Here is a 19,302-nt window from a genome sequence, read left to right as displayed (position 1 = left end):
GTCAGATTCAGGTGTGTCGCGAGACCGCCAAGGTGAATGAGCAGGGCTCGGCTATGCTTGCTCGCGGCGTTACATATTCTTCCCCCACTGAACAGGTGACAGTCATGGTCAAGACTTACAGTTACGCAGCGCAGTCTGCTCAGGAAGTGCTAAAACCATATCAGTTCGAACGCCGCTCACCCGGTGCCGAAGACGTTCAGATCGACATTCTCTACTGCGGCGTTTGTCACTCGGACCTGCATACCGCACGCAATGAGTGGCACAACACACTCTATCCTTCGGTTCCGGGCCACGAAATCGTTGGCCGGGTAACGGCAGTCGGTGCAGACGTCAAACATTTCAAGGTCGGCGACCTCGCGGGTGTCGGCTGCATGGTAGACAGTTGCCAGCAATGTACACCCTGCGCAGAGGGTGACGAGCAATATTGCGAGAGCGGCTTCACAGGAACCTACACCGGCCCGGTATTTGGCGGCGAGAACACCTTCGGCGGCTACTCCGACAAGATCGTGGTCAAGGAGAAGTTCGTCCTGCGCATCTCTCACGACGCCAATCTGGCCGCCGTCGCGCCGCTGTTGTGCGCAGGTTGTTGCCGCTGACCGAAAACTGACCCAGGTGTTCAACTGCTTCTGCTCACTTTTTGAGCAGGAGAACACAGGGTGATCAGCATGGAAATGTTGGGAAAAATCCGGCGGATGTACTTCCGCGACAAGCTCTCGCTGCATCAGATAGCCAAGCGTACCGGGCTGTCGAGAAACACCATCCGAAAATGGGTCAGAGCGCCCGAAGCCAATCAACCAGCGTACCAACGGTGCGCATCCTTCAATAAGCTCAACCCTTTTCACGAGACCTTAGAGCAGGCGCTCAAGGCTGATTCGTTCCGGCCAAAACACAACCGTAGGAGCGCCAAGGCACTTTTTGAGCAGATCAAGGCCGAGGGTTATGACGGCGGTTACAGCCAGCTCACGGCGTTTGTCCGCTCTTGGCGGTGCGAGCAAGGCAAGTCTGTACGCGCTTTTGTACCGCTGACTTTTGCCCTCGGTGAGGCCTTTCAGTTTGACTGGAGCGAAGAAGGCCTGCTGATCGGTGGCCTGTTTCGACGTATCCAGGTCTCCCATATGAAGCTGTGCGCAAGTCGCGCGTTCTGGTTGGTTGCGTACCCCAGTCAAGGCCACGAGATGCTGTTTGATGCCCATACACGTTCGTTTGGAGCGTTGGGTGGCGTGCCACGTCGCGGCATCTACGACAACATGAAAACGGCTGTCGACAAGGTTAACAAAGGCAAAGGCCGCACGGTCAATGCCCGGTTTTCCGTGATGTGCGCGCACTATCTGTTCGATCCGGACTTCTGCAACGTGGCCTCTGGCTGGGAGAAAGGCATCGTCGAAAAGAACGTGCAAGACAGCCGGAGGCGAATCTGGCTCGATGCTCAAAATTGCATGTTCCATACCTTCGAGGAGCTGAACGTCTGGCTCGGCCAACGCTGTCGTACGCTCTGGGCTGAACTTGTACATCCGCAGTACAACGGTTTGACGGTGGCAGAAGTCCTGGAGCTGGAGCAGGCTGAAATGATGCCGATGCCGACGGCCTTTGATGGCTACGTGGAACGCACCGTCCGTGTCTCTAGCACCTGCCTGATCAGCGTGGCGCGCAATCGTTATTCGGTGCCTTGCGAGCGTGTGGGTCAATGGGTCAGCAGCCGTTTGTACCCTTCGCGAATCGTGGTCATTGCCGACGAAACGGTGATCGCCAGTCACGAGCGCCTCTTTGATCGAGATCAGATCGGTTTTGACTGGCAGCACTACATCCCACTCATCGAACGCAAGCCTGGTGCACTGCGCAATGGCGCTCCATTTGCTGATCTGCCAAAACCGTTACAGCTTCTTAAACGCGGACTGAGGCGTCACACCAACGGTGATCGAATCATGATGCAGGTACTGGCTGCTGTGCCCATCGCCGGTCTCGAACCAGTGCTGGTGGCGGTGGAGCTGGTACTTGAATCGGGAAGTCTGAGCGCCGATCACATCCTCAATGTCGTTGCCCGCCTGACCTCCACCGCACCACCTCCCTGTGTAGAAACCAGCCTGCAACTCAAAGTGGCGCCGGTTGCCAATACAGCACGCTACGACCGGCTCCGTACGACCGATGAGGAGAATCGCAATGCGTGACCTAATGACTGAACTCAAAGAACTGCGCCTGCACGGCATGGCCAGTGCTTGGGAAGAACTGGTCTCTCAAGGAACAGCGTCGACGGCTTCATCGAAATGGCTGCTGGAACATCTGCTTCAGCAGGAACATGCGGATCGCGCGGTGCGCTCGGTGAATCATCAGATGAACATGGCAAAACTCCCCATGCACCGTGACTTAGCTGGCTTTGACTTCAGCGCTTCCAGCGCTGATGCCCGGCTGGTCAGCGATCTATCCAGCTTGGCGTTCACTGAAACCGCGCAGAATGTCGTGTTCATCGGCGGCCCTGGCACCGGGAAAACACACCTGGCCAGTGCCTTGGCTGTATCCGGAATCACGGCCTACAACAAACGCGTGCGCTTCTTTTCCACGGTGGATCTGGTGAATCTGCTGGAGCGTGAGAAGTACGATGGCAAGGCAGGGCGAATCGCCCAGGCACTGCTGCGCACAGACCTGGTGATACTGGATGAACTCGGATATTTGCCCTTCAGCCAAAGCGGTGGCGCCCTGTTATTTCACCTGCTGTCCAAACTGTACGAACACACCAGCGTGGTCATCACCACCAACCTGAGCTTCTCGGAATGGTCGAGTGTGTTTGGCGACGCCAAGATGACCACCGCGTTGCTGGATCGGCTGACACACCACTGCCACATCGTCGAAACGGGCAACGAGTCCTACCGCCTACAACACAGCACATTGGCTGCCCAGACAAAGATCAAAACACGCGAACGAAAGCGAAAGGACGGAAATGATATCGAGGACGATGAGCCATTTTGATCCGCACCATAAATGCCCTGCTGCATGCGGTGGGGCTTGATGCGTCTTCAATCGGAACACTGCTGCTAAGCTTATCCACAATTGCTGGGGCAAAAATCAGCAATCCGTCCTGGGTCAATTTTCAATCGGCAGGGTGGGTCAGTTTTCAATCAGCGCCAACATGTATAGCCTTGCGGGCCAAATATGTGCTGATCACGAATCCAAAACCCTGTGTACATAGCGTCCTACCTGCTGAGACCTTTGCCCCTAAATATCAGACTGCCAGCATTTCTACCAGAAATTCCTGACCAGCAATGCATAAGAAAGGACAACCCCTAACCCCCCCCTGCCCACCCCTCGCCTTGATGACCCCACGCACACAGAAATAGCCCTGCCCCTTGAGCGTTAAGAAAACTCTACAGAGGGATTGGATAGCGTCCAGCCCACAGCAGGCACGTAGCTCAGTTGGTTAGGAGCCTGCCATTGTGAGGCCACGAACAATGAGCACCACCTTAACAAGAAGGTGTTCAAGTCATACAGATCAGTAGCTTAGGTATGGTCGTTCACATTTACTCGTGTGAATGCCACTGTGAATGAGGTGTGAACGTTCGTGTGAACGACGATTTGAACGAGAACGGACGTTCCCATTGCAGTGTGTGAACGATGCCTATAGATTGTGAACGTTTTCTCAAGGAACAAAAAAGGGGAACCCTTTCGGATTCCCCCTCTCGACCGCCCAGCAGAGCGGATTTTATCTGGTAGGCGCGATTGGACTCGAACCAACGACCCCCACCATGTCAAGGTGGTGCTCTAACCAACTGAGCTACGTGCCTGCTGTGGGTCGGCATTCTACGGATATTCGAATGCCTGTCAAATTCTTTTTTGCAGTAACTCTCTGAATACGCGAAATTTTTACCCTGGGGTTCAGCACCCAGAGACAAAAAAGGGCCAGCCTTTCGGCTGACCCTTTTCTTACCGCCCAGCAGAGCGGATTTTATCTGGTAGGCGCGATTGGACTCGAACCAACGACCCCCACCATGTCAAGGTGGTGCTCTAACCAACTGAGCTACGTGCCTGCTGTGGATCGGCATTCTACGGATATTCAGATACCTGTCAATCTGTTTTTTCTCTAAGCCTATGAATTACAGCGTTTTTTGCCCGTTGGCAGGGAATGACACTTTTCGCCTGTTGCTGGCAGAGCTTTTGGTTCTCGGGTACGATCCCCCCATCGTCAAGAATATTAAACGGAGTCTCAGGATGGCAAATACGCCCTATCCGCAGTCCTACTATGCCGCTTCAGCCAATGCCGCCCCGGAACGTCCAGCGTTGCAGGGTGAAGTCGAAACCGACGTGTGCGTCATCGGCGCTGGCTATACAGGCCTGTCGAGTGCGCTGTTCCTGCTGGAGAATGGATTCCGGGTCACGGTGCTGGAAGCGGCAAAAGTCGGCTTTGGCGCGTCGGGGCGTAATGGCGGGCAGATCGTCAACAGTTACAGCCGTGACATTGATGTGATCGAGCGAACCGTCGGGCCACGCCAGGCGCAGTTGCTGGGGCAGATGGCCTTTGAGGGCGCATCCATCATTCGTGATCGGGTTTCCCGCTACGGTATCCAGTGCGACCTGAAGGATGGCGGTGTATTTGCAGCGCTGACCGGCAAGCAACTGGCGCATCTGGAAGCCCAGCAGCGACTGTGGGAGCGTTACGGCCACACCGGCCTTGAGCTGATGGACAAGCGCCGGATCAACGAAGTCGTTGCCTGTGATCAATATATCGGCGGGCTGCTGGACATGACCGGCGGCCATATTCACCCGCTCAATCTGGCGCTGGGTGAAGCGGCCGCAGTCGAAACCCTGGGCGGCACGATTTACGAGCAGTCGGCGGCCATTCGCATCGAGCGCGGTGCCAGCCCTGTGGTCCATACGGCGCAAGGCAAGGTCCGCGCGAAATTCATCATCGTGGCCGGCAACGCCTATCTGGGCAATCTGGTTCCGGAGCTGGCTGCCAAGTCGATGCCTTGTGGCACTCAAGTGATCACCACAGAGCCGCTGAGCGATGAACTGGCCAAAACACTTCTGCCGCAGGATTACTGCGTCGAGGATTGCAATTACCTGCTGGATTACTACCGCCTCAGCGCCGACAAGCGCCTGATCTTCGGCGGCGGCGTGGTCTACGGTGCCAGAGATCCCGCCAACATCGAAGCCATTATCCGGCCGAAGATGCTCAAGGCGTTTCCACAGCTCAAGGATGTGAAGGTCGACTACGCATGGACCGGCAACTTTCTGCTGACCCTGTCTCGCCTGCCTCAGGTTGGCAGGCTTGGCGACAACATCTATTACTCGCAGGGTTGCAGCGGACACGGCGTGACTTACACGCATCTGGCGGGCAAGGTACTGGCCGAGGCGTTGCGCGGTCAGGCAGAGCGCTTTGATGCGTTCGCCGACCTGCCCCACTATCCTTTCCCCGGCGGACAGATGCTGCGCACCCCGCTTACTGCGTTGGGCGCCTGGTATTACAGCCTGCGTGACCGGCTGGGTTTTTAACTTCGCTGACAGTAAAACGGCACCTTATCGGTGCCGTTTTTATTTGTGCCGCGTTTATTTCATTTAACGCCGCGTGCCAATGTTCGTTTCGCCTCGCCCGCCGCCTGCTCCTGTCCGGACTTCGATAAAGCTTCAGCGGCCTGCAACCAGCGCTGCTGATCGACATTGGCGGGCAGCTGCCGGGGCGACTGAACCAGCACCGCCCAACTGCCGGCCTCTTTCCACGCCGATGTGAAGCGGCTGAAACTCATTGAATAGCGACGATCCATGCCTGCATTCAACAACACCGTCTCCTTTACCCGGTTGTAACCAATCAACACGGCATAACGTGGGCTCTTCCACAGTGCAGAGCCCTGGGCAAAGCGCAGCATGACCGGATAGCCCGCCGACACCTGAGTCAGCAGGTCCTGTAATTGACCATCAAGCGGATAGACCATGAAGCCGTATTCCCGCGCAACCTTCTGCATATTCTGTTCGAGCCGGTCTTCGGCACCTGGCAGTTGCAGCGGCTTGTCGAGCAAGCCGGGCGTGGTCTGTACCTGTTGGTTGGCCAGCATGCTTGCCAGCACCATTGGCCCACTCTGGTAGGCGTTACCCCGGAAGAACGGGACCGACGTCAGTTCGACCCGGTCCGGAAGGCGTTTCATCTCGGGCGTGACCATTGAAGAACAGCCGACAAGACCCATGAGAAAGGCTAAAACCAGCCATGAACGTAATGCACCGGCAGTACCGGAATAGAAAGAGACCGACAAGATGTTCACTCGCTTCAACTGATGCCGGGCAACCCACGACCCGGCCTGGACACCGATCATAGAGCTCTGGGGGTTCAGGGTATAGTCAGGCACTGCGGCTCATCGGGCCGAATGGAGAAAATAGTTCATAGCCCTGCGCCACTGGTCAATTAACCGAAACATGCCCCGTACTAGACTGTCAGTTATCAAGACCGCAACAAAAGCAGGAATGTGGAGGCACTTATGAGCCTGGAACTGACAATCGTGATGCTGCTCGCTTCGTGGCTTGCTGTAGCCAGTGCCATGCTGTGGGGCGTAATGCGCATATCCCGTCGCCATCACCAGCCGCGCAGTGCATCGCCACCTGCGGCAAAACGGCCGAACCTGGTTAAGGCTGTCAAAGTAGCCGCTGCTGTGGCCAGCTGATAGTTCGTTGTGCCGCTCGAATAAAGTTGTCGGCAGTGGAAATGCAAAAAGGTCGACCCGGTTACCCGGGTCGACCTTTTTTCAGCCTGGCCTGCTATCAGTGCGCGGACACCTGAGCAGCAGCCTTTTTACGTCTTGCTCTGCGTACCAGCATGTTCAGGCCTTCAATGGCTGCCGAGAAGGTCATGGCAGCGTAGATGTAGCCCTTGGGCACATGAGCGCCAAAGCCTTCGGCGATCAGCGTCATACCGATCATGATCAGGAAGCCCAGGGCCAGCATGACCACCGTCGGGTTATTGTTGATGAACTTCGCCAGCGGGTTGGCGGCAACAAGCATCACGACGACGGCAGTGATTACAGCAATGACCATAATAGGCAAGTGTTCGGTCATGCCCACGGCAGTGATGATACTGTCGATGGAGAACACCAGATCCAGCATCAGGATCTGCACGATGGCCGCGCTCATGCTCAATGCCACAACCGAACCCAGGGCTTTCTCTTCTTCGGTCTTGACGTCCATGCTGTGGTGAATTTCCGTCGTCGCTTTCCAGACCAGGAACAGGCCACCAGCGATCAGGATCATGTCCTTCCACGAGAACGCCTGGCCGAACACCTCGAATACCGGCTCTGTCAGTTGCACGATGTACGCCACGGTGCTGAGCAAGCCAAGGCGCATCACCAGCGCCATACCGATACCCAGTTTGCGGGCCTTTTCTCGTTGGTGCTCAGGGAGCTTGTTGGTGATGATCGAGATGAAGATCAGGTTATCGATACCCAATACGACTTCCATGACCACCAGTGTTGCCAGCGCGATCCAGGCTGCCGGACTTGTTGCGAGTTCCAATAGGTATTCCATAGATCACTGCCCTGCCTGAGCCAATATTAGTTGTAAGTCAGATTTATTTATCGGTCGTATTTTCGGTTTCAGCCGAGCTTTGTGGTGGCTGCTGCACTGAAAATTCCTGTTTTGCCTCATCAATCGCCTTGGTTGCGGCTTGATGTGTTTCGTCAATCGCCTGTTTTGCAGTGTCGGCTGCTGCATTCACCACATGCTTGGTGGATGACTCTATCTGATCGCATCCTGCCATTGCCAGCAGCGAGCAGCCCAGCAGTGCAGCGTAAAGGGTTTTATTCATGGCTTCCTCGTTAAGCAAGGCTGGGCGGCGTGTTCAGCCCGGCGTTGGAAGCAGATTCTAGACATTTTGAAACATACGGAAAATTCGATTTTATAAGGCTTATACTTCGGTTTTACCGAACCGGCAGAGATCATGCTTAATTACCGTCAGCTTCACTATTTCTGGGTAGTAGCCAAAACCGGGAGCATCGTGCGCGCCTGCGAGCAGTTGAATCTCACCGCGCAGACTGTCAGCGGACAGATAAGCCTGCTGGAGGCGTCACTGGGTGTCGATCTGTTCCAGCGCGTAGGCCGGCAACTGGAAATGACTGAAGCGGGTCGCCTGGCCCTGCCTTACGCCGAACAGATGTTTCAGTTGGGCAATGATCTGGAAAACCTGCTGCGCTCGCAGCCCGATGAGCAGCAACTGCTGTTGCGCATCGGAGTAGCTGATGTGGTGCCCAAGTCCATCGTGTACCGGTTGATTGCCCCGACCATGAACCTCAGCGAGTCCATTCGCATCACCTGCCGGGAAGACAAACTGGAAAGGCTGCTGGCAGACCTGGCAATCCAGCGTCTGGACCTGGTGATCTCGGACAGCCCCATGCCGCAGCACCTGGATATCAAGGGCTACAGCCAGAAACTGGGAGAATGCGGGGTCAGCTTTTTTGCGACCCGTGAAGTGGCAGAACGTATCGGAAGTGGCTTTCCGCAGTGCATGCACGGTGCGCCGCTATTGATTCCAGGCCAGGAAACCGTCGTTCGCGGCAGGCTGATGCGCTGGTTTGCCGAACAGAGCATCCAGCCGCGCATCATCGGCGAGTTCGATGACAGTGCGCTGATGAAGGCGTTTGGCAAATCCGGCAGCGGTGTCTTTGTTGCACCCAGCGTCATCGCCGATGAGGTGCAGAGCCAGTATGGCGTACAACTGATAGGCCACACTGATGCGGTGACCGAATCATTCTACGCCATCACCGTGTAGCGCAAGGTCAAACACCCCGGCGTTGTCGCCATCGCCGAAAGCGCACGAAACCAGCTGTTTACCGACGCAGGTTAGGCGGCAAGCGGGCCGGGATCACATCTGATCAGCAGCACTGCCAGCACAATCGCAAGAACGATAATGCCCGCAGCGGCAAAACCGACGTTACCCAGACCGAGATGATCGATGACCCTGCCGCCGATCATCGCACCGATGCCGATGCCAAGATTCGCTCCGGCGATGTTAAGCGACGCCGCGAACGCAGGTGCTTGCGGCGCGGCCTTGATCAACCGGACATGACTGACCAGAAACAAGGCGGCCTGGGTGATACCCCATATTGCCAGCGCGACTGGTAAGGCGAACACCGAATGAATGCTGGGCACCACAGCGACCATGCCGACTACCATGAAGGCGCAGAATACCAGGCTGGCAATCAGCGGATGCCGGTCAACCATGCGCCCGCCCAGCGAGTTTCCGAGCAAGCCGACCGCGCCAAACCCCATCAGGCACCAGCCCACCAGGCTGCCGTCGAACCCGGCGAGACGCTCCAGCATGTCCGCCAGATAGGTGTAGGCGGTGAACATGCCGCTGAATACCAGTACCGACAGCAGCACATGCCCCTGCATCATCCGGCTGCGCAAAATGCCGAACTGGCTGAGGATCGACACCGGGTTTTTCTTCGCCGCCGTCCGTGGCAGATAGACCGCCAGCAACAGTGCCTTGGCAAATGCCAGGCCGGCGAGCACCAGAAACGCACTGCGCCAGCCGAAAGCATCGGAAATCAGGGTGCCGATGGGAATGCCGAACACAGTGGCGCAAACGATGCCGAAACCGATTCTGGCAATCGCCCGACCAGCGAACTGCGGCCCGACGATGTCCACGGCGGTTTCACTGGCCAGTGCCCAGAACACCGGCAGCCCCAACGCAGGAATCAGCCGCGCCAGCCCCATCACGGCAATATTGGGTGCCAGCGCTGCCAGTAGATTTGAAAAGCCGAATAGCACAAGAATGCTGATGAACAGACGCTTGCGCTCGAAACGCGAGAAATAAGCGGTCAGAAAAGGACCGAACGCTGCAACCGTGAATGCGAACAGGGTGACCAGCAGCCCCGCTTGCGAAACCGTGACATCCAGATCGCGGGCAACCGCAGGCAAAAGACCGACAATGACGAACTCTGTGGTCAGCACGGTAAAACCGGCGGCCGACAACAGAAGTATGGGCAACAACATGAATACTCCAGAACAACACTACAGCCCGAAAAACAGGGCTGACACCCCAACAACTCTCGTTGCCACGCTCCGCGTGGTAATGCATTTCGTGACGCTCTGCGTCAGCCAATGCGTGCCAATGCGGAGCATTGGCACGATAGTCAGTTGGATTTGCGCATAACGCCGAGGGACAAGAAGATCAGCGAGGCTTCAGCCCCGCACTTTTCAGAATCAGAACTTGCCCATGAAGTCACGCTTGCCGATTTCAACGCCGTTATGGCGCAGCAGGTCGTAAGCGGTGGTGACATGGAAGAAGAACTGCGGCAAGGCGTAGCTGAGCAGATAAGCCTGACCGTTCAGACGCTTTTCCTTTTCGGTGCCGGGACGCAGGACGATTTCGATACCTTCCTTGCCGTCGACCTGCTCGGGCGTGATGCTGCCGATGAACGCAAGCGTCTTGGCAAGCAGTGCCTGCAGTTCGGCAAAGGTGGTTTCGGTGTCATCGTATTGCGGGATCTCGACGCCTGCCAGGCGGGCCGAAGCACCCTTGGCAAAATCGACGGCAATCTGCACCTGACGGGTAAAAGGCAACATGTCCGGGAACAGACGCGCCTGCAGCAGCGCTGGCGGCTGGATTTTCTTCTCGGTCGCGTAGGCTTCGGCCTTGGTCAGAACATCGCTCAGCGCATTGAGCATTTGCTGAAAGACAGGAATGGAAGCGGCGTACAGGGAAATAGACATGACATATCCTGATTGAGAAAGGCGCAATTATAGACCCACCTGATGGCAAACACCGTGACACTTTTCAGCGACCCTGCAGATCAGTGCAACAGACACTGGCAATAATGTGCGCCACGCCCTACGCTGATCCACCGCCATCACTCAGGGAAGCGTCATGTCCATTGAATCGTCCTCCTCCGAATCCTCCCCGAATGCCGACGCCCTGCACCTCAACAGCTCTGAAGTGCGTGTTCTGGGCTGCCTGATCGAGAAACAGGCGACCAACCCGGAAACCTACCCGCTGACCCTTAATGCACTGGTACTTGCCTGCAACCAGAAGACCAGTCGCGATCCGGTCATGAGTCTGACTCCGGGCCAGGTCGGGCAGAGCCTGCGCGCTCTTGAGGGTCGAGGCCTGACGCGTCTGGTGATGGGCAGTCGCGCTGATCGCTGGGAGCACCGGGTCGACAAGGCCGTTGAGCTGGTCCCCGCGCAGGTGATACTGACCGGCCTGTTGCTGCTGCGCGGCCCGCAAACCGTCAGCGAACTGCTCACGCGCAGTCACCGTATGCACGATTTCGAGGACAGCGAGCAACTCATCCATCAACTGGAACGGCTCATCGCCAGAAGCCTGGCGATGCTCGTACCCCGCCAGCCCGGTCAACGGGAAGATCGTTACATGCACCTGCTGGGCGACCCGGATGATCTGCAAGAGCTGCTTGCAGCCCGACAACACGCGCCTGAGCGTAATGCGGCAAACCCGGCTGCCAGCCAGCGTCTTGATGAGCTGGAAGCGCGCGTCGCTGCCCTTGAAGAGCGCCTTGCCAGACTGGAGTGATGCCCGGCGTTCCCCGTCCGGCCCGGCGCGCAGGCTAAGGCTATACAGCCCTGGCGAACGCCGCAGCCTGTTGATACTGCTCATCGGTCGGGCGGACGCCGGTATACAGCACAAACTGTTCCAGTGCCTGGATAGCCGCGACTTCATCGCCGCTCACGACGCGCTTGCCCAGGCGACGTGCAGCCTGGATCAGCGGCGTTTCGGCCGGGGTGGCCACCACATCGAAAATCGTCTCGGCCGCATCGATGGCCTGCAAGTCAAACGACAACTCGTCAGCCTGGGCACCTTGCATGCCCAGCGGCGTGACGTTGACCAGCAAAGGTGGTCGCGCGCTTCCCAGCTCCGCCTGCCAGCGAAAGCCACACGCCTCGGCCAGGCGTCGACCGGCCTGCTCGTTGCGGGCCACGATCAGGCCATCGGTGAAACCCGCATCGCGCAACGCGAACGCAACCGCCTTGGCCATGCCCCCGCTGCCGCGCAGGGCAAATGCGCTACGAGGGACGACGTGGCTCTCCATGAGTTGCGCAACCGCGATGTAATCCGTGTTGAACGCCTTCAAATGCCCGTCGGTGTTGACGATGGTATTGATCGACTGGATGGCGGCGGCGGAAGCATCAAGTTCGTCGACCAGTTCAATGCAGGCTTCCTTGAACGGCATCGAAACCGCACTGCCACGTATCCCCAGCGACCGAATACCCGCCACGGCAGCGGCAAGGTCATTGGGTGAGAAGGTCTTGTAATAGAAGTTAAGGCCCAACTGCTGATAAAGATGATTGTGGAAACGCACGCCAAAGTTGCCGGGACGGGCGGCCATGGACATGCACAACAATGTGTCTCTGTTTGCAGTAATGGGCATACGGGTTTCCTCCAGACGGTAATGGCTTGAATATTCGATAAAAGCGTATGCTACGCACCAGTGAACGCGAGGACACGCGCCGCACACCTTACATAAAATTTACTCAGCACTTTCGCAGATTCTTACAATTTCGATGTCATAGTGTTATCCCGTGGCAGTGCTTGAGAGTGATGCAGGCGCGCGACAACGGGTTGAGAGCGAGGAACAATCATGATTCGTCAAATCCCCAAGATCGCCTTGTTTGTAGGTGCCCTGGCCCTTGCTGGCCAGGCGAATGCTGACCGTGGCTGGGGTGGCCCTGCCGTGGTAGGTGCTATCGTAGGCGCTGCCGTTGTCGGGGCGGCGGTATCTTCAAGTCGCGATAGAACCGTGTACGTAGAGCGCGAGCCGGTTTATGTGCAACAACAGCCGGTCTACTACGCACCACCACCGGTCTATTATCAGCCGGCCCCGGTCTACCAGGTTGTCGAGCGCTACCCACCGCCTCCACCGCCAGGCTACTACCATCGCTACGGGCCACCCCCAGGCCCGGGCTATTACTACGGCCCGCCACGCGGCCGCTGGTAACCGAACAAAAAACCCGCCTCTTCAGGCGGGTTTTTCATTGGTGTGCTCACACTATCGCCTGCCGATGCAATGTGCCCGACCCTCGTTGCTATCAATGACCACTATTGAGACTGTCGATTTCTACCTTTCCCGATCGGCCACTACAGTAGCGGCATGGATTGAGGAGGCAGTTATGACCAAGGTACACATCATGTCCGTCGTCGGCAGTGCAGTTCCAGCGCCGCTCAGAGAGCGAGGTCTGCTGGCCTGCTGGTACCTGATTCAGGATGGCGAGCCGGTCAGCGGCCCTCTGGCGTCTTTGCCTGTCGCCGAAGAGCTGTCCCGACGAATGCAGTGCCAGCCCCTCAACAGCTGATTTTTTCTGCGAACCTCGTGCGTTGCTCCGCACATCCCCTTGCCCGCCTCTTTGAAGGCGGGCTTTTTTTGAGCCAGGGAAAGCAGACGATCCGCCTCAGCCGCGCTCGGCCATAGCGGCATTGACCTGACAACGATGCGCCAGCTTCTGCAGGCGCTTTTCCAGTGCCATGAACACCACACGATCGGTCCGACCACTGTCGAGTTCATCGATCAGGTCATTGGCAACCTGACGCAACTCGTGAGCCAGCACCACGCGATCATCGTTCAGGTCCTGTTTGTGAGACTCGAACAAACGATGCAGGTAATCCTGCAATGTGTATTTCAAGCTGTGCCGGTCAGTGGCGCGTAGGTGCGTCAGGTTGAGACTGATACGGCCCTGCAATTCGCTTAGCTCGCCACACAGATACTGCATGCGCCGTGCGTAGCCAACTTCGCGGTCACGTACCTGCTTGCGCGCCTGCTCCGCTTCCTGCTTGCGCTGAATGGCGGGTACAGCCACGGCAACCATCAAACCGACGATCAGGCCAATGGCCTGCATCCAGCCTGCCCAGTCACTGGGGCGTGATGTAAAGCCGACACCCAGCAGCAGGATGACAACCAGCGAAGCGATGATCACCAATACTGCGTAATCCTTGCTGACAAACCCCTTGAGCATTGCATGACTCCTTGAATCGGTGACCTGAATGGCATGGAATGCTAATCGGTGCAGGCCTTTCACACCACGACTATTCAATTGTGGTTCGGTTTTAAACAGGTTTGAGAGCAAAAAGCCACTTAACCGCAACTTAACGAAATCCCGTTTCCTGCATTTATTAATGAAACGCCCTACGACACCCATCGACATACCGCAAAGTCTGCTCATAAAATGCAGCGTTTTGACGCGATCCCTTCCATTACCACCTTTATCGAGTGAGCCTTGCTCTTGAAAATTCGTCTGTCTCTTCTGGGCCTATTATTTGTACTTACCGGCCCGGCGCTTTCCACTACCACGCTGGCAAACGAATCCGCTGTTCTGAATCGTGATCCTTCCAATCTGCACCTCGCCTCAGGCAGCGCAATGGTCATCGACCTGCAAACCGACAAGGTCCTGTACTCCAGCAACCCGGACGTGATTGTGCCAATTGCCTCGGTCACCAAACTGATGACCGCGATGGTAGTCCTTGATGCCAAACAATCGATGGACGAAGTCATACCGGTCAATATCTCCCAGACCCCGGAAATGAAAGGTGTCTTCTCCCGGGTTAAACTCGGCAGCGAAATGAACCGCCGCGACATGTTGCTGATCACCCTGATGTCGTCGGAAAACCGCGCTGCGGCGAGCCTGGCGCACAGCTATCCCGGTGGTTATCCCGCGTTCATTCTGGCGATGAATGCCAAGGCCAAGGCACTGGGCATGAAACATACCGCGTATGTCGAACCTACCGGCCTGTCGGTTTACAACGTATCCACCGCACGCGACCTCACCAAGCTGGTGATGGCGGCACGCAAATACCCGATGCTCAGTGAACTGAGCACCACCGAGCAAAAGACGGTGACGTTCCGCAAACCGACCTACACCCTGGGTTTCAGCAACACCGACCACCTGGTGCGCAAGGACAACTGGGATATCAAACTGACCAAAACCGGCTTTACCAATCAGGCCGGCCACTGCCTTGTGCTGCTGACCAGCATGGCCAATCGTCCGGTTTCCGTGGTTATTCTCGATGCTTTCGGCAAGTACACCCACTTCGCTGACGCCAGCCGTATACGCAAGTGGATGGAAACCGGCCAGAGCGGCCCGGCACCTGAAGTTGCCCTGCAGTACAAGAAAGAAAAGAATCTGGTCATGAGACAGACCGGTATTCAGGCCAAAGACTGACGGGTACGTGCGCCAAAAAAAACGGTCGCGATGCTTGCACATCGCGACCGTTTTTATTTACCCGTTGCGCACTCAGTTGTACTGAGTGACCAGCTTGGTGTTCAGGTAAGCCTCAATGGCCTCGGTGCCGCCTTCGGAACCGTAACCGGAATCCTTGATCCCGCCGAACGGGACTTCCGGCAAGCCGATACCCTGATGGTTGATCGACAGCATGCCCGCCTCAATGTAAGTACTCAGCGCCTGAGCGGTCTTCATCGAGGTCGTGAACGCGTAGGACGCCAACCCGAACGGCACCCGGTTGGATTCGGCAATAGCCTCTTCAACCGTGTCGAACGGCACCAGCAGCGCAACCGGCCCGAAAGGTTCTTCGTTCATGATGCGCATTTGCGGTGTCAGGCCACTCAATACGGTTGGCTCGAAGAAATAGCCCGGCCCCTCGACAGCCTTGCCTCCGGCAGACAGGGTTGCACCGCCACGCACAGCGTCTTCGATCAGATCGACCAGCGCAGGAATACGTCGCTCGTTGGCTACCGGCCCCATCGTGGTGCCCGCCTCCAGACCGTTGCCGACCTTGATCTCGCGGGTCAGGCCCACAAATCTCTCGGTGAACGCATCCAGCACCTTGCGTTGCACCAGAATCCGCGTCGGCGATACGCAGACCTGTCCGGCATTGCGGAACTTCGCGGTGGCCAGCACGCGCGCAGCGAGGTCGATATCAGCGTCATCGAACACCAGTGCCGGCGCATGACCACCCAGCTCCATGGTTGCCCGCTTCATATGTTTCCCGGCGAGCGCAGCCAGTTGCTTGCCGACCGGTGTCGAACCGGTAAACGTGACCTTGCGAATCACCGGATGCGGGATCAGGTAGCCAGAGATTTCAGCCGGATCACCGTAGACCAGACCAATCACGCCTGCCGGAACACCGGCATCGGCAAACGCCCGAATCAGCTCGGCAGGCGACGCCGGAGTTTCTTCCGGAGCCTTGACGATGATCGAGCACCCGGCTGCCAGTGCAGACGACAACTTGCGCACCACCTGATTGATCGGAAAATTCCACGGTGTGAACGCCGCAACAGGACCGACCGGCTCCTTGACGACCTTCTGCTCAATGGCCACGCCACGCGAAGGCACGATACGGCCATAGCTGCGACGCCCTTCCTCGGCCAGCCAGTCGATGACATCAGCGGCAGAAAGGGTTTCCATCCGCGCCTCGGTCAAGGGCTTGCCCTGCTCCTGGGTCATGATCCGGGCAATGTTGTCGGCACGCTCGCGAATCAGGTTCGCGGCTTTCTGCATCAGCTTGTAGCGATCATAGGCCGAGGTGGCGCGCCAGGTGGCAAAGCCACGCTCGGCCGCCGCCAGGGCTTCGTCAAGGTCGGTGATACCGGCATGTGCCACACTGCCCAGCGACTGGCCGGTTGCAGGGTCTATGACCGGAATGGAACGGCCATCGCGGCTCGCGCGCCATTGGCCATCGATATAAAGCTGTACGTCTGGATACATGAAAATCTCCATAGGTAATTGAAAAAACGGCGTTACTGAGCGATCAGACTCGCTGCTCGGCACCAGCCATTGGCAAAGGGGCCTCGATGTCGTGCTCGCCGCCCATGGCTTCGTATTTCTTGCGCAGGGCCCTGAGGTCCTTCTGCGTGAGGCCGTCGAGGTTCAGCAACGAGTTCTGCGCATCCTTGGTCACGCGCAACAGCTCGTCGACTTTCAGGTGCAAGACGTCGTTGTCACGGTTCTGCGTATTCTGGATCAAGAACACCATAAGGAAGGTAATGATGGTAGTCGACGTATTGATGATCAACTGCCAGGTATCGTTGTAGTGAAACCACGGGCCGGTGAATGCCCAGAGACAAATAAGCACGACGGCTGAAGCAAAAGTGGCCGGGCTGCCGGCCCATTTCGAAAGGGATTGGGAAAATCTGGAGAACTTCATTAACAACTGCCTGAACACGGAATGTCTTACATGGACACCGCTAACGCATTGAAATTTCTTGCAACAGTTGGATCCGTTCAGCTTACTGACAGGCTTCAATGCCTATTCAAACCCGGAAAGGTGTGTATCCACAGTGACACCGGACCATTCATCGCGCCTGAAATATCACGCCTGATGCGGGAGAAACGGCACCCGCCGGGCACCGCTTCAACCGCACAAACGTTCTATGAATTCACAGGATCGGCTTGCCGCCCGTCACTGCATAGCGCGAGCCGGAAATGTAACTGGCTTCGTCCGAGGCCAGCAAAACGTAGATGGGCGAAACTTCCACCGGCTGACCTGGACGGCCCAGCGGGGTCTCGCTGCCGAAGCTTTTGACGTCTTCGTCGGTCATGGTCGCCGGGATGAGTGGCGTCCAGATCGGGCCAGGGGCCACGCTGTTCACGCGGATACCCTTGTCGCCCAGCAACTGCGCCAGGCCACCGGTGAAATTGGCAATCGCGCCTTTGGTGGTCGCATACGCCAGCAGCGTCGGTTTGGGCATGTCCGAATTGACCGAACTGGTGTTGATGATCGAACCACCCCTCGGCATATGCGGGACCGCGGCTTTGCAGATACGAAACATCGCAGTGATGTTGATATCGAAGGTCTTGACCCACTCTTCGTCGGAGATTTCTTCCAGCGTCTCGTGATTCATCTGGAACGCGGCGTTGTTGACCAGCACATCGATACGGCCAAATTCAGCCACCGTCTTGCTCACGATGTCTTCGCACTGTTGCTTCTGGGCCAGATCACCCGGCAACAGCAGACACTTCCTGCCGGCCTCTTCGACCCAGCGCTTGGTTTCTTCCGCGTCTTCATGCTCGTTCAGGTACGAGATTGCAACCTGCGCGCCTTCTCGTGCAAAGGCTATGGCGACAGCGCGACCGATGCCGCTATCGGCACCGGTGATCAATGCAATCTTGCCCTGCAGGCGCCCGGAGCCCTTGTAGCTTTTTTCGCCGCAATCCGGATAAGGGTCCATCTTACCCTGCAACCCTGGAACCTCTTGCGGCTGACTGGCAAACGGTGGCTTTGGGTATTCTTCGTTCATCTGAATAAATCTCCCTGGCTCAATAAAAACTGACTGAAAAAATAGCGCTGCCCCTTGTCGCCGGGCACGGCCAAAGACGACAAGGGGGTTGATCAGTTGCAGCGATCAGGCACTCGGCTTGAGAACCACTTTGGTCCAACCTTCATCGCGCGCGTCGAAATGCTGATAGGCCGCAGGACCTTCCTCAAGTTTCAGACGATGGGAAATGATCTGCGAAGGCTTGGCCCGATCATGGTGGATCAACTCGGCCAGGCGACAGTTGTAGGCTTTGACGTTGGCCTGTCCGGTGCGAATCTGCTGGCCTTTGAACCAGAACGAGCCGAAATCGAAGGCCATTTTGCCTTCCTTCGCCAGATCGTTATGCGCGCCCGGGTCCTGTGGCACGAAAACACCCACGACACCGATACCGCCAGTGGCCTTGGTCGAGGCCACGAGGTTGTTCATGGTGACGTGATTGGCCTCATGCCCATGACGGTCGCAACACTGATAACCCACGCACTCGCAACCACGATCGGTGCCTTTGCCATTGGTCAGATTGAGAATCTGATCCACCGCACCCTGCTCCAGCGAATTGATCGGCGTCGCGCCCATTTTCGCTGCAAGTGCCAGGCGATCCGGGTGGTTGTCGACCACGAATACTTGCGAAGCACCCTTGTCGAAGACCTGAAACCGGAGATTCGCGCCAACTGCTCCGCACTGGGCGAGTTGATGGTCAAGCGCCTCACCGATGCGATTGGCGGCGCGCAGAACATCGAGGCCTACGGCAAGGCTGCAGTGGTCGGGGCGGAAGGCGAAATCGAACACGCTTCGGCGGTGATCCATACCTTGCGCTTTGGCAACCACTACCGCGAAGCGGTCAAGGCCAAGAGCTACCTGAGCTTTACCAATAAGCGCGGTGGCCCAGGCACGTCCATCCAGATTCCGATGATGCACAAGGATGATGAAGGCCTGCGCTCGCACTACATCACGCTGGAGATGCACATCGAAGATTCGCCCCGTGCCGACGAAATCATCGTAGTCCTCGGTGCCGCCAACGGCGGACGCCTGCACCCGCGGATCGGCAATCGTTATATCGACCTGGAAGAACTGGCTGCCGAAAAGGCTCAGTAATCGCAAAAAGCTGCGATCAATC

The 19,302-nt window shown here is 57.2% G+C and carries 19 protein-coding genes, 2 tRNA genes and 3 pseudogenes; 11 read left to right on the top strand and 13 right to left on the bottom strand.

Annotation, left to right across the window (positions count from 1 at the left end; translation table 11 throughout):
* Positions 1-104: 104 nt before the first annotated feature.
* The 3 genes and pseudogenes from AC4ANE_RS13775 to istB all read left to right on the top strand — a co-directional run.
* Positions 105-584 (top strand): annotated as a pseudogene (locus AC4ANE_RS13775) (alcohol dehydrogenase catalytic domain-containing protein); the annotation flags it as partial.
* 81 nt (positions 585-665) lie between these two features.
* Positions 666-2,165: an IS21-like element ISPsy20 family transposase gene (gene istA / locus AC4ANE_RS13770; RefSeq protein ID WP_122302115.1), complete on the top strand. Its 1,500-nt coding sequence runs from the start codon at positions 666-668 to the stop codon at positions 2,163-2,165.
* The gene (istB, locus tag AC4ANE_RS13765) at positions 2,158-2,961 is read left to right on the top strand and encodes an IS21-like element ISPsy20 family helper ATPase IstB (protein ID WP_031598096.1); all 804 of its coding nucleotides are present in this window, start codon (positions 2,158-2,160) and stop codon (positions 2,959-2,961) included. Before istA ends, istB begins: the two co-directional genes overlap by 8 nt.
* 735 nt (positions 2,962-3,696) lie before the next feature.
* On the opposite strand, the gene AC4ANE_RS13760 is transcribed toward istB, so the two are convergent.
* Positions 3,697-3,773 (bottom strand) — tRNA-Val (locus AC4ANE_RS13760).
* A gap of 166 nt (positions 3,774-3,939) precedes the next feature.
* Positions 3,940-4,016, bottom strand: a tRNA-Val gene (locus tag AC4ANE_RS13755).
* Between the two features lie 181 nt (positions 4,017-4,197).
* Here AC4ANE_RS13755 and AC4ANE_RS13750 point away from each other — a divergent pair.
* Positions 4,198-5,481, top strand: coding sequence for an NAD(P)/FAD-dependent oxidoreductase (locus AC4ANE_RS13750; protein ID WP_002553626.1), 1,284 nt, complete (start codon positions 4,198-4,200; stop codon positions 5,479-5,481).
* A gap of 59 nt (positions 5,482-5,540) precedes the next feature.
* Here AC4ANE_RS13750 and AC4ANE_RS13745 read toward each other — a convergent pair whose 3' ends face one another.
* On the bottom strand, positions 5,541-6,236 hold the full coding sequence (locus AC4ANE_RS13745; RefSeq protein WP_031597430.1) for a peptidase C39 family protein: 696 nt from the start codon (positions 6,234-6,236) through the stop codon (positions 5,541-5,543).
* 219 nt (positions 6,237-6,455) lie between these two features.
* On the opposite strand from AC4ANE_RS13745, the gene AC4ANE_RS13740 reads away from it, so the two are divergent.
* Complete coding sequence (locus tag AC4ANE_RS13740) at positions 6,456-6,638, top strand: hypothetical protein (protein ID WP_002553624.1); 183 nt, start codon at positions 6,456-6,458, stop codon at positions 6,636-6,638.
* Positions 6,639-6,735: 97 nt separating this feature from the next.
* On the opposite strand, the gene AC4ANE_RS13735 is transcribed toward AC4ANE_RS13740, so the two are convergent.
* On the bottom strand, positions 6,736-7,494 hold the full coding sequence (locus AC4ANE_RS13735) for a TerC family protein (protein ID WP_460408981.1): 759 nt from the start codon (positions 7,492-7,494) through the stop codon (positions 6,736-6,738).
* A gap of 43 nt (positions 7,495-7,537) precedes the next feature.
* Entirely contained in the window at positions 7,538-7,774 is a 237-nt protein-coding gene (locus tag AC4ANE_RS13730; RefSeq protein ID WP_460408979.1) for a hypothetical protein, read from the bottom strand.
* A 132-nt stretch (positions 7,775-7,906) separates the two neighbouring features.
* Between AC4ANE_RS13730 and nhaR the strand changes: the two are divergent.
* A pseudogene (gene nhaR, locus AC4ANE_RS13725) lies at positions 7,907-8,809 on the top strand (transcriptional activator NhaR).
* Here the strand turns inward: nhaR and AC4ANE_RS13720 are convergent.
* Positions 8,806-9,960, bottom strand: coding sequence for an MFS transporter (locus AC4ANE_RS13720; protein WP_460408978.1), 1,155 nt, complete (start codon positions 9,958-9,960; stop codon positions 8,806-8,808). The pseudogene nhaR and the gene AC4ANE_RS13720 overlap by 4 nt on opposite strands.
* 210 nt (positions 9,961-10,170) lie before the next feature.
* A complete protein-coding gene (locus AC4ANE_RS13715) occupies positions 10,171-10,680 on the bottom strand; it encodes a DUF1993 domain-containing protein (protein WP_002553619.1) in 510 nt (169 codons plus the stop codon).
* Positions 10,681-10,834: 154 nt separating this feature from the next.
* Here AC4ANE_RS13715 and AC4ANE_RS13710 point away from each other — a divergent pair, with 154 nt between their 5' ends.
* Positions 10,835-11,497 (top strand): YceH family protein, encoded by a 663-nt coding sequence (locus tag AC4ANE_RS13710; protein ID WP_002553618.1) that lies wholly within the window; start codon positions 10,835-10,837, stop codon positions 11,495-11,497.
* Between the two features lie 40 nt (positions 11,498-11,537).
* Here AC4ANE_RS13710 and AC4ANE_RS13705 read toward each other — a convergent pair whose 3' ends face one another.
* Positions 11,538-12,353, bottom strand: coding sequence for a shikimate 5-dehydrogenase (locus tag AC4ANE_RS13705; RefSeq protein ID WP_002553617.1), 816 nt, complete (start codon positions 12,351-12,353; stop codon positions 11,538-11,540).
* A gap of 210 nt (positions 12,354-12,563) precedes the next feature.
* Between AC4ANE_RS13705 and AC4ANE_RS13700 the strand changes: the two genes are divergently transcribed.
* Entirely contained in the window at positions 12,564-12,920 is a 357-nt protein-coding gene (locus AC4ANE_RS13700; protein WP_002553616.1) for a hypothetical protein, read from the top strand.
* A 172-nt stretch (positions 12,921-13,092) separates the two neighbouring features.
* The gene (locus tag AC4ANE_RS13695) at positions 13,093-13,275 is read left to right on the top strand and encodes a hypothetical protein (RefSeq protein WP_005733406.1); all 183 of its coding nucleotides are present in this window, start codon (positions 13,093-13,095) and stop codon (positions 13,273-13,275) included.
* 96 nt (positions 13,276-13,371) lie between these two features.
* Here AC4ANE_RS13695 and AC4ANE_RS13690 read toward each other — a convergent pair whose 3' ends face one another.
* The gene (locus AC4ANE_RS13690; protein WP_005757910.1) at positions 13,372-13,932 is read right to left on the bottom strand and encodes a hypothetical protein; all 561 of its coding nucleotides are present in this window, start codon (positions 13,930-13,932) and stop codon (positions 13,372-13,374) included.
* A gap of 267 nt (positions 13,933-14,199) precedes the next feature.
* Here AC4ANE_RS13690 and pbpG point away from each other — a divergent pair, with 267 nt between their 5' ends.
* On the top strand, positions 14,200-15,135 hold the full coding sequence (gene pbpG, locus AC4ANE_RS13685; RefSeq protein ID WP_002553614.1) for a D-alanyl-D-alanine endopeptidase: 936 nt from the start codon (positions 14,200-14,202) through the stop codon (positions 15,133-15,135).
* A gap of 72 nt (positions 15,136-15,207) precedes the next feature.
* On the opposite strand, the gene AC4ANE_RS13680 is transcribed toward pbpG, so the two are convergent.
* The 4 genes and pseudogenes from AC4ANE_RS13680 to AC4ANE_RS13665 all read right to left on the bottom strand — a co-directional run.
* Positions 15,208-16,638, bottom strand: coding sequence for an NAD-dependent succinate-semialdehyde dehydrogenase (locus AC4ANE_RS13680; protein ID WP_002553613.1), 1,431 nt, complete (start codon positions 16,636-16,638; stop codon positions 15,208-15,210).
* A gap of 43 nt (positions 16,639-16,681) precedes the next feature.
* The gene (locus AC4ANE_RS13675) at positions 16,682-17,077 is read right to left on the bottom strand and encodes a low affinity iron permease family protein (RefSeq protein WP_005733403.1); all 396 of its coding nucleotides are present in this window, start codon (positions 17,075-17,077) and stop codon (positions 16,682-16,684) included.
* A gap of 232 nt (positions 17,078-17,309) precedes the next feature.
* On the bottom strand, positions 17,310-18,170 hold the full coding sequence (locus AC4ANE_RS13670; RefSeq protein WP_002553611.1) for an SDR family oxidoreductase: 861 nt from the start codon (positions 18,168-18,170) through the stop codon (positions 17,310-17,312).
* A 105-nt stretch (positions 18,171-18,275) separates the two neighbouring features.
* Positions 18,276-18,827, bottom strand: a pseudogene (locus AC4ANE_RS13665) (zinc-binding dehydrogenase); the annotation flags it as partial.
* Here AC4ANE_RS13665 and AC4ANE_RS13660 point away from each other — a divergent pair.
* A complete protein-coding gene (locus AC4ANE_RS13660; RefSeq protein ID WP_460408976.1) occupies positions 18,789-19,280 on the top strand; it encodes an amino acid synthesis family protein in 492 nt (163 codons plus the stop codon). The pseudogene AC4ANE_RS13665 and the gene AC4ANE_RS13660 overlap by 39 nt on opposite strands.
* Positions 19,281-19,302: the final 22 nt, after the last annotated feature.

Source organism: Pseudomonas sp. Pme6b (genome assembly GCF_058129925.1).
This window is presented reverse-complemented; position numbering and strand designations above follow the sequence as displayed.

Bases quoted from the DNA above. Each gene is read 5' to 3' on its own strand.
- AC4ANE_RS13735 (WP_460408981.1), bottom strand. From the start codon at position 7,494: ATGGAATACCTATTGGAACTCGCAACAAGTCCGGCAGCCTGGATCGCG.
- AC4ANE_RS13700 (WP_002553616.1), top strand. From the start codon at position 12,564: ATGATTCGTCAAATCCCCAAGATCGCCTTGTTTGTAGGTGCCCTGGCC.
- AC4ANE_RS13695 (WP_005733406.1), top strand. From the start codon at position 13,093: ATGACCAAGGTACACATCATGTCCGTCGTCGGCAGTGCAGTTCCAGCG.
- AC4ANE_RS13670 (WP_002553611.1), bottom strand. From the start codon at position 18,170: ATGAACGAAGAATACCCAAAGCCACCGTTTGCCAGTCAGCCGCAAGAG.
- AC4ANE_RS13740 (WP_002553624.1), top strand. From the start codon at position 6,456: ATGAGCCTGGAACTGACAATCGTGATGCTGCTCGCTTCGTGGCTTGCT.
- istB (WP_031598096.1), top strand. From the start codon at position 2,158: ATGCGTGACCTAATGACTGAACTCAAAGAACTGCGCCTGCACGGCATG.
- AC4ANE_RS13675 (WP_005733403.1), bottom strand. From the start codon at position 17,077: ATGAAGTTCTCCAGATTTTCCCAATCCCTTTCGAAATGGGCCGGCAGC.
- AC4ANE_RS13720 (WP_460408978.1), bottom strand. From the start codon at position 9,960: ATGTTGTTGCCCATACTTCTGTTGTCGGCCGCCGGTTTTACCGTGCTG.
- AC4ANE_RS13750 (WP_002553626.1), top strand. From the start codon at position 4,198: ATGGCAAATACGCCCTATCCGCAGTCCTACTATGCCGCTTCAGCCAAT.
- AC4ANE_RS13705 (WP_002553617.1), bottom strand. From the start codon at position 12,353: ATGCCCATTACTGCAAACAGAGACACATTGTTGTGCATGTCCATGGCC.
- AC4ANE_RS13710 (WP_002553618.1), top strand. From the start codon at position 10,835: ATGTCCATTGAATCGTCCTCCTCCGAATCCTCCCCGAATGCCGACGCC.
- istA (WP_122302115.1), top strand. From the start codon at position 666: ATGGAAATGTTGGGAAAAATCCGGCGGATGTACTTCCGCGACAAGCTC.
- AC4ANE_RS13680 (WP_002553613.1), bottom strand. From the start codon at position 16,638: ATGTATCCAGACGTACAGCTTTATATCGATGGCCAATGGCGCGCGAGC.
- AC4ANE_RS13690 (WP_005757910.1), bottom strand. From the start codon at position 13,932: ATGCTCAAGGGGTTTGTCAGCAAGGATTACGCAGTATTGGTGATCATC.
- AC4ANE_RS13715 (WP_002553619.1), bottom strand. From the start codon at position 10,680: ATGTCTATTTCCCTGTACGCCGCTTCCATTCCTGTCTTTCAGCAAATG.
- AC4ANE_RS13730 (WP_460408979.1), bottom strand. From the start codon at position 7,774: ATGAATAAAACCCTTTACGCTGCACTGCTGGGCTGCTCGCTGCTGGCA.